The sequence below is a fragment of the Arthrobacter glacialis genome (assembly GCF_002909415.1).
GTDB classification, from domain to species: Bacteria; Actinomycetota; Actinomycetes; order Actinomycetales; family Micrococcaceae; genus Specibacter; species Specibacter glacialis.
Map to the genome: position 1 here is coordinate 121,224 of NZ_PPXB01000012.1, position 8,058 is coordinate 129,281.

General features: G+C 57.9%; 11 protein-coding genes. 7 read left to right on the plus strand and 4 right to left on the minus strand.

From position 1 onward, the window contains the following. Positions 1–257: 257 nt before the first annotated feature. Positions 258–422: a hypothetical protein gene (locus CVS28_RS19800; protein WP_165788175.1), complete on the minus strand. Its 165-nt coding sequence runs from the start codon at positions 420–422 to the stop codon at positions 258–260. Positions 423–1,950: 1,528 nt separating this feature from the next. Between CVS28_RS19800 and CVS28_RS14645 the strand changes: the two genes are divergently transcribed. Next, positions 1,951–2,580, plus strand: coding sequence for a DUF4166 domain-containing protein (locus CVS28_RS14645; RefSeq protein WP_243399909.1), 630 nt, complete (start codon positions 1,951–1,953; stop codon positions 2,578–2,580). A 172-nt stretch (positions 2,581–2,752) separates the two neighbouring features. Here the strand turns inward: CVS28_RS14645 and CVS28_RS14650 are convergent, their stop codons facing one another. Then, positions 2,753–3,451 carry a helix-turn-helix transcriptional regulator gene (locus tag CVS28_RS14650; RefSeq protein WP_103467544.1) on the minus strand — a complete coding sequence of 233 codons (699 nt, stop codon included), beginning with the start codon at positions 3,449–3,451 and terminating at the stop codon, positions 2,753–2,755. A 73-nt stretch (positions 3,452–3,524) separates the two neighbouring features. Here CVS28_RS14650 and CVS28_RS14655 point away from each other — a divergent pair, with 73 nt between their 5' ends. The 5 genes from CVS28_RS14655 to CVS28_RS19985 all read left to right on the plus strand — a co-directional run bounded on the left by CVS28_RS14655 (position 3,525) and on the right by CVS28_RS19985 (position 6,625). After that, complete coding sequence (locus CVS28_RS14655) at positions 3,525–4,274, plus strand: alpha/beta fold hydrolase (protein ID WP_103467543.1); 750 nt, start codon at positions 3,525–3,527, stop codon at positions 4,272–4,274. A 342-nt stretch (positions 4,275–4,616) separates the two neighbouring features. Beyond that, the gene (locus tag CVS28_RS14660; RefSeq protein ID WP_103481996.1) at positions 4,617–5,420 is read left to right on the plus strand and encodes a TY-Chap domain-containing protein; all 804 of its coding nucleotides are present in this window, start codon (positions 4,617–4,619) and stop codon (positions 5,418–5,420) included. Positions 5,421–5,666: 246 nt separating this feature from the next. Continuing rightward, positions 5,667–5,996: a hypothetical protein gene (locus tag CVS28_RS19975; RefSeq protein ID WP_207797225.1), complete on the plus strand. Its 330-nt coding sequence runs from the start codon at positions 5,667–5,669 to the stop codon at positions 5,994–5,996. 26 nt (positions 5,997–6,022) lie between these two features. Then, positions 6,023–6,253 (plus strand): hypothetical protein, encoded by a 231-nt coding sequence (locus CVS28_RS19980; RefSeq protein WP_207797226.1) that lies wholly within the window; start codon positions 6,023–6,025, stop codon positions 6,251–6,253. A gap of 33 nt (positions 6,254–6,286) precedes the next feature. Then, positions 6,287–6,625, plus strand: coding sequence for a hypothetical protein (locus CVS28_RS19985; protein ID WP_207797227.1), 339 nt, complete (start codon positions 6,287–6,289; stop codon positions 6,623–6,625). On the opposite strand, the gene CVS28_RS20470 is transcribed toward CVS28_RS19985, so the two are convergent. After that, on the minus strand, positions 6,590–6,826 hold the full coding sequence (locus CVS28_RS20470) for an SDR family NAD(P)-dependent oxidoreductase (RefSeq protein ID WP_133159161.1): 237 nt from the start codon (positions 6,824–6,826) through the stop codon (positions 6,590–6,592). The genes CVS28_RS19985 and CVS28_RS20470 overlap by 36 nt on opposite strands. Before the next feature lie 191 nt (positions 6,827–7,017). Here CVS28_RS20470 and CVS28_RS14670 point away from each other — a divergent pair, with 191 nt between their 5' ends. Further along, positions 7,018–7,524: a GNAT family N-acetyltransferase gene (locus tag CVS28_RS14670; protein ID WP_103482003.1), complete on the plus strand. Its 507-nt coding sequence runs from the start codon at positions 7,018–7,020 to the stop codon at positions 7,522–7,524. Between the two features lie 337 nt (positions 7,525–7,861). Here CVS28_RS14670 and CVS28_RS19495 read toward each other — a convergent pair. Beyond that, a partial coding sequence (locus CVS28_RS19495; RefSeq protein WP_133159162.1) for an ASCH domain-containing protein occupies positions 7,862–8,058 on the minus strand: 197 nt, incomplete at its 5' end.

Below are 8,058 nucleotides of genomic sequence, written 5' to 3' on the forward strand. Positions count from 1 at the left end.
TCCGCTAGCACCGTTGGATGCGGTGAACCAAGCCCCTCCTTTAGTCCTTTCCAAAGTTCCCTCGTCTGGCGCTAGACCGTCGGGCCGGACTGGGCTGTTTCGACACAGCGAAGGGCTCGCCAAGGGTATTGCGATGGCTCTAGTGCAGCGGCTGTTGCTCCCCTCTTTGGTCCCCGGCACCCAATGGCATCCCAGGTTGGTGGCTGCGGGTTACGATCAATCATGAGCAAGCGATCCAAATCTCAAATAGTTCGACGTCAGCATCGTCGCTCCTCACCGAAGAAGGTCGTCAATAGGCCGGTGAAACGAGAACCGATGTGCCCGCGCACGAAGGTCTTCTGCATTGTTTCGGCAGCAGTGTACGCGGTGTCAATTCTGGTGCCCGCGACCATGGGCCTGTCGACATGGATGTTGGTGGACATTGTGTTGGTACCGTTCCTGATCCTCATTGCTTACTCCGTGATACTTGGGGATCGGACACCGGACGGCAGTCTTTTGACTGTCGATGTCACTAATTCCGGCGGGTGTGACGGGTCAGACTCAGGATCCTAGTGGTGTGCCGATGCGTGTTCCGAGCCGCCATCTAGGTAACTCATGACGTCGGAATTTTCGTCAAGGGTGACCTCGCATTCGAGATGCTCGTCTCCCAGCGGAACGAGAGTCAACCGACTGGGCATAAGGGAGCGTTGGATCATCTCCTGATGATGCAGCCAAGCGCGCCAACGGCCAATCCGAACTGCCCGCAGGCGGCCAACAGAAACGCGCTTATGGGATGTTGGCGCCAGCCACCCGTGATTCAACGGTATCCATCTCAGCAGGGTTACGCCCTCCGCGGCAAGGCCTCGGTGAGACGGAACGACCCGGTCCATATTGATCCCTGAGTTCATGACTTTGCCGGCAAACAGCGGCAAAGTCATAGTCCCAAGCACTCAGCTATGACCTCTACACCTATTGTCCACTCGAAACGTACCGCTGAGGGTTCCCATGCGGACAGCCGTATCTAGCTCCTCGTCACCGCTACCTGGGACGATACAACTCAGCGGTGTCGGACCGGCAAAGGACATTCCTGTCCCAGGTTTAGGATGATCTGATGGGGAATAGATTGGGGCGAAGCGTATCTGCTCGCAAGGCGCTATACATTGAGATTCGCATTAATGCCTCTTTGGACCGGGTGTGGGAGCTGAGTCAGGATCCGCAGGCGCACCCCCGCTGGGATCTACGGTTCTCACGTATTGTTCCTATCGGGGAAGACGCGCAGTGCCAGGTCCGTTTTTGCTATGAATTTCTCCTTCCTCTGCACACTATTAGGGGAACAGGGACCTCGTTGGGACACCGCCAACGAGCGGATGGCCAAGCAACTTCGGTACTCAAATTTGATACGGCGGACCCTCTCTCGCCCATTGGCCCAGGGGCGGGATACTGGAGGTATATCCCCACGGAGGACGGGCTCCGGTTCATCACTGGGTACAACTATGAGCCGGGCATGGGGCTGGTGGGGAAGGCATTCGACAGCTCGATCATCCGCCCGGCGCTTGGCTGGGCCACGGCACTAAGTTTTGACCGCCTTCGCTTGTGGGCCGAATCGGATCTGGAACCCCAAACCTCTCGGAACCGCTGGTTCCTGGACGCCGGAGCAAGGACAGGCGGCGTACTGGTGGCAGTTGGGCTCTTTCGCCGGGCACTGTCTAAGCGCAGCACAGCGATGGCAGCATTGAGTGGTGCAGCAGTCGCGATCGCATGCTTCGCCGAGCCTCATTGGTCAGTCCCACGGGCCGGGCGATGCCTACGCAACGCACCGGATAAACGGTCAGGACGTGCCCCCTCGACACTCGCAGACCTACGAGAGCCCGACCATGCAGGAATTGCTAACAAGCAACCGAAGGAGAAGAAATAGGTATGCCCTCGATTTTTGAAATTGAACTGGGAGAAGACTTTCATCGCCTGCATCCTATGATGCAGAAACGCTTCGGTGTTGATGTGGAGTCCGGCTATGCCTGCGTGGGGACAGGCGTCTTTTCCGAGGTCCGCCGTGGAGCTTGGTGGACGGCGCCTTTTCTACGTTTTGGTGCCTTCCGCAACATCCTCTTTCCGGACCATGGAACCAACATCCCGTTCACGATCGAGAATTATCCCTACATTGACGGATTTGGGCGCCCTACCGTCACTTTTATCAGGACACTGAAAATGCCGGGCGCCAAGAAACGCCGCTTCGACGCGACCATGGTGCACAGCATGAAACGCGGCGCCATTGTGGATTACCTTGGCACCCACCAGCACCTTGCCACGGACCTACTTCTGGAAGTTCTCCCTGATGGTTCCTTGCACCTGCAAACGAGCGGGCAGCGGTTTTACGAGGGGCCCGTGGCATTCGACTTTCCTGCCATAGGCACCGGCACAGCCGACGTCTACGAGAGCTACGACGAGAGCCGCGGTGTATACACAATTCAGGCGCAGGTACGGAACCCGCTTTTTGGTTTCCTCTTCGGATACAAGGGCGAATTTACATGCCAATTCCCGGCCACTGTCGGCGAGGCAACACCAGTAGGCCTCAAACCTGTCCGGGAGGAAATACGGGAGTAGAGGCAACATCTGAAACTGACGCTGTCATCACTGAAGATGCGTTCCACATCCTCAGTGGCCGAACACGCCATCAATAGCGAGGCAACAGCCATGGATGCTGACTTCCTTCGACGGCTACGTCGAGGATCCGCTGGGCAGCCCTCGCCGTCCTGCTGAGCTTTGCTTCAGTGGTTCACTCGCCCCGTCCGTGCACCGGCCTAGCATTCACCGGGGGTAATCCAACCTCTTGGACGGTGTGGCCGCTACAGGCCGTCCTAGTCACGTTGGCCCGATCGATGCGTGACACGGTAAACCATCGCATTGCGCTACGCAGCCGGCACCAGCCAATGAGGTACCACTGGCCGTTCGTGGATGCGAACAGCACCGGTTCGACGTCGCGGGTGGTCATGGCGCCGTCTTTCGAAGTGTAGCGAATGCGAACTACGCGCTGCTCGGCCATCGCCTCTTCCAAAGCTGACTTTGTTGCGCGCAAAGATGAAGGAACCGAGTTGACCCAGACACGTTGGGCCAATTCTTCAGCTCCTTCTCGGGTTCTGGGATCGAGGACGTCGAGGATCTTCCGGATGCCGCTGGCTGCCAGATCTGCGAAGGGGGCATCGGGGGCAGCGGACACGGCCGCCATGAGCGCCACGGCCTGCGCTTGGGAAAGGTTGACAGGCGGTAAGGACGCACCGTCGGCCAATCCATAGCCACCTCCAGGGCCTGGGCGCGACCAAAGGAGCGCCCCGCTATTCTCCAACGCATCGAGGTCCCTCTTGACCGTGCGCACGGATACCTCGAACTCTCTCGCCAACCGTTCGGCGGAGACCCCCTGCGCTCCGCTGCGGCGCAACATCTCGGCTAGAGCATGGAGTCGTTCGGCACGCTTCACCGTTCAGACCTAAATGAATTCATGACATAAATAGTGACACACCCTTGTCTGAAGCACCTGCGAGAGTTGTGACATGACAACAACTACTACTAAGCGCAGCCCAACCATCATTCTCATCGCCGGCCACTGGCTGGGGGCCTGGGCGTGGGATGAGGTACTTGAACACTTGAAAACCGACCACTCTCGTGCAATCGCAATGACGCTTCCTGGTCTTGATGCGGACGATCCTGAACGTGCGACAAAGACTCTCGACGACCAGGCAGAAGCGATCCTAGGCGTCATTTCTCAACAGGGAAATCAGCCCGCGATTCTCGTCGCCCACAGTGGGGCTAACGCCCCCGTTAGCCTCGTCCTTGACAGGCGCCCCGAGCTTGTCCACGGGGTAGTGTGGGTCGACTCCGGCCCTGTGGCGGCGGGCAGTGTCTTCGCCCCCGACTTCCCGGATGAGTTGAATGAGTTGCCGCTGCCGTCGTTCGATGTGCTCGGGCAACAGGCGAGCCTCGAAGGCCTACGCACAGAGGTCCTCGAGCGTTTTCGGGCTCTGGCGGTCCCTGAGCCGGGTCCAGTGGTTCGGCAGCCCGTCGAGCTCACAAACGAGGCCCGCCGCAACGTCCCGACCACCCTGGTGTGCTGCTCGATCTCGAGCGAACAGGTGATGGAGCTGGTCCAAGTAGGCCATCCAATATTTGCGGAGGTCGCGAACCTCAAGCGGCTCGACATCATCGACCTGCCCACGGGGCACTGGCCCATGTGGAGCCGACCCCTCGACCTTGCCAAAGCCATTCACTCAACGGCTTCAAGAGACAACCAAAAACGCAAGTAACAAGAAATGGGAGAGGGGCAGCTGAATGCGGCTGGCTCTCTCCCATTTCGCAGAACATGCGCGGCCGCAGAGTTGAGCGTCTGAAAGGACAGAGCCCGCTAGGCCGACGCTAAGCGGTTGACGTCGTCATTAGTGGGTGGAAACAGGTGGCTGCCCGCAATAATGTCTGGTCCCATTCAGTCGAATGAGTGTCCCACTCAACGTTCCTTTGCGGGGCACGTCATCTATACCACCGACGGCTACGGCCATACATTTTGGTCATCTCGAGAGTCATGAGTGAACGCTAGATTTTACTGCCACTACTTGGTAGCGTGACCGTAGCCATCGCTACCAGGGGGATAATTGGGCAATTTCGAGACTTTAGTTTTCGCGTCAGGATCATGGAAGAACGAAGAAGGAACCGACTGGCGACTTCGAATTTCCGTTCACGATAGCGACTTTGCCACCGTGGACTACCGGCCCGTTGCCGGCTCATCCGGTCGCTTCTTTTTAGGATTCCAACCCCGCGACTACTTCGAGGACCCGGCCGCGAGCGACCCTGTAGATCTGCAGGCCGAATCGTTCGGATTTTCCCAATGGGCTTCATCCGTTCTCGGTACCAATCTCGCTGCAACAGAATTGCTCGCTCTCATGGCACCGGAGGGCGTTGAAGACCCCATGGACGTTGTTGTCGAGGACACCTTGGTTCGACTACTCAATCTGCTCGGCATGCCTATGCCCACGTGGTTGGCACCCGAGGGCCCGTTCGCAGAGACAGAACTGGCTACTCATGAACCTGGACGGGACTGGGCGGAAATAGCTCGGGAATTAGCTTGCTTCCTTAAAGGAATGACTAGTCGCAGATACTTGCTGGTTACCTACGACATCGGACTTCGTGATTACTCGGTCTACGGTCAGTTCGCCATCAACGAGGGTAACTTTCAATGCGAGGTCGTCTCCGAGCAGTTCTTGCCAGCCGACGTTTGGCCAATTAATGACGGCTACCTTCGCCACAGCGGTTGGTCTACGCCAGAAAATGGAAATCCCAACTGGTCTATGCGACAAGACCAACCCGAGAGAGCGGCCGATTCAGTACTGAGCGCCCTGCGATCTGGCCTCGGATGCACCGACCCACAATTGATCAGCCTTACCTTTGGCCGTTTCTAGTCCGTAGAGGGTTAGGCTACCGGGCACCCTGATTGAGTAGCTGGGCGCGAACTGACCGAGCCTTTCCAGCCAGCCTTCGTCGTCGATCTTCATCGAAGACTTGATCTCGCTCTCCTCCGAAACAAAGATGCTGTCACTGCCACTCGGTCTTTAAGTTGCCACAGCTACCGCGTCATGATTTATAGCGTGGCACGAACTAGGCTGCTAGCTTTTGAACCTATGTCGATTCGCCCGAAAGGCTCAACGATGACCTACTGGCAGACCATGCCTTCCACGTACAGCGACCGCCTCGGGGAGTTGGCGCAGACGCTATCGGCTTGCCGCGAGGCCTTCCACGAGACCGCCAACGAGTTTCACTGGGAACCGGCAGCAGGATCGGGCGCGGCTCAGGCAGCGATGTTCCTGCCATCGCCTGATCCGGTAATCGACAAGCCGATTGGCGAAACCGGCCACCGCCTAATCGCAGAGGCCATCCAGATTTTTCTCTTCAACACCGCGGCGCATTTGGGTAGTTGGGCTGCTCTACTGAGGGCTGCAGAGGTGGTGCCACTCCGCCATTGCTTCTGCGCGCCGTAATCGAGAATTGCGCACACGCGGTGTGGGTGACCGGCAACGACCCCACAGAGGCTCCGGAAGACCGTCTTGCTCGCGCCTGCCTCGAGGAGTTGAAGAGCGCCGAGGAAGCCAAGATGAACGCCGGCCGTCTTCGCGGCAAGAGCGACCCCACTTACACGCGTACGGCGGACGCCTACAAGAAGGTCAAGGCGGACATTGCCGCCCGCTTCCGCGATTCGACTCCCGAGGAACTGAGCAAGTACCGGCTTCACGGTTAAGAGCTGCCGGGCCTTGAAGACTCCGTCAAGTGGATGTATGACCTCACCGCCAGCTTCGGTGGCACTATTGATGCGACTGTGGCCTCGGGCATATATGGGCTGCTCTCGAACCTCACCCACCCGACCCTCTACACGGTGAGAGAGATGCGTGGCTGGACTAAGGACGAGAAGACAGGCCGCAACGTCGCGAAGGTTTACGTCACTATTGAGTCGGTTGAGAAGGACGTTCGTGCAGCGCTAGCGGCCTTCTACAACGCTATGAACTACGTGACTGGCTACTACGGTTGGCCCGAGACGGCCCTGAGGACTCTTGAGAGCAAGATCGAAGCGGTGATCCTAGACTTCTTCATTGCCGCCCCCGACGACGAGTGACAAGGTCTCCCAATCGCGGTGGACGAGTGCCGCCGAGCGGGATGGCTGGACCGTTGTGACGTCCGCAGATCCGGCCCCGGCTTTCAGGACCTCTGGTGAGCGCGTGATCGCGACAACGCTCCAACCGGACTCCGAGAACTCTTGCACCAAGGAACACCCAAGTCCTCGATTGGCGCCAGTGACGACGGCCAGCTTCTTCATCCCTTCAGGCTGGTCCTCGCACGAGTTCCGCGGTTGCGCTGAATCGTGTCCCAGTGAGCGTTCCCCCAGCGAGATGAAGTGATCGATGCCTCACCAACGCGACATCACTAGGCGACACCTCGTCGCTGACCGCCTTTTGGGACATATTTGACGTGCACCCTTCGTAATATCGGTGAGTTAGGGTGGGATTCATGGAAGACAACGAAGTCAAAGTCCGAGAAGCAATTGCCAACGACAAGTCAACTCTGGCTTTGGCAGCTTTCGAGGCAATGAACTGGAACGGCGCCGCGCGCTTCACCCACGAAGAGTTCGCAACCAATACGGATCTTTCGCGCTACCTCAAGGGTTGGCCGCGAGTCGGTGACTTCGGCGTCGTGGCACAGACGCATGACGGTGTCCAGATTGGTGGAGCATGGTGTCGGACCTTCGCCCCAGACGACGCCGGCTATGGCTTTATTGCAGAGGACATTCCTGAACTGACCATCGGAGTCCTGCCTGGCCACCGCGGTATAGGTGCTGGCACGGCTCTCATGTCAAGCCTCATTACAATCGGACGCTCACGCGGACTGCGAGCTATCAGCCTCAGCGTTGAAGACGGGAACCGTGCCCGGGCGCTTTATGAGCGCCTAGGCTTCGTCAAAGTCGATCGCAACGGTGGCTCGGATACAATGCTTCTCCAACTCGACGCTCAGAATTAAGCACGGCATTTTCGCGATTCATTTCGGACAGTCGACGCCGTTTGCTCAGTGTTCGGCCCTGCCCATTGCGGCATCTACAAGAGTCATTTCTTAGTTCAGAGCTTTGCTTCGGCGTCTCCTACAGCCATTGCAGTCGTGGTGTTTGCGACCTCACGGAAAACCAGTCCGGCGAGGTTAAATGATCGTTCCACTACGGACAAAAATCAGATTGTTTTGGGTATCCGATAATCCCCACAAACAATGTCGGATGTAAAAGTGATGCCCTTGAAATCGTGTCCCGCAGGAGGTTCCCGGAACGGGCAAAATCGTTGCACCAACGCTCAGAAGTGAAGGCGAATCAGGCAACTTCAAATGCGACTACGCCGACCTCATCTTCATCGGAGAGCGCAGGATAATGAGAACGAAGACCGCGGCGAAACTCCTCGACGGATGTTCCGGGTGCAAGACCAGCTTGTTCAGCTGTCATCTGATCGAGCTGATGGTATTGAACTTCTGTCACCCGTCCATCCAGTGTTCGATGCTCGGCGTCGTCCT

What these genes read in the sequence shown, in the direction of transcription:
- CVS28_RS19800 (WP_165788175.1), bottom strand. Translation starts at nt 422, where the DNA reads ATGTCCACCAACATCCATGTCGACAGGCCCATGGTCGCGGGCACCAGA.
- CVS28_RS14645 (WP_243399909.1), top strand. Translation starts at nt 1,951, where the DNA reads ATGATGCAGAAACGCTTCGGTGTTGATGTGGAGTCCGGCTATGCCTGC.
- CVS28_RS14655 (WP_103467543.1), top strand. Translation starts at nt 3,525, where the DNA reads ATGACAACAACTACTACTAAGCGCAGCCCAACCATCATTCTCATCGCC.
- CVS28_RS19975 (WP_207797225.1), top strand. Translation starts at nt 5,667, where the DNA reads ATGACCTACTGGCAGACCATGCCTTCCACGTACAGCGACCGCCTCGGG.
- CVS28_RS19985 (WP_207797227.1), top strand. Translation starts at nt 6,287, where the DNA reads ATGTATGACCTCACCGCCAGCTTCGGTGGCACTATTGATGCGACTGTG.
- CVS28_RS20470 (WP_133159161.1), bottom strand. Translation starts at nt 6,826, where the DNA reads ATGAAGAAGCTGGCCGTCGTCACTGGCGCCAATCGAGGACTTGGGTGT.
- CVS28_RS14670 (WP_103482003.1), top strand. Translation starts at nt 7,018, where the DNA reads ATGGAAGACAACGAAGTCAAAGTCCGAGAAGCAATTGCCAACGACAAG.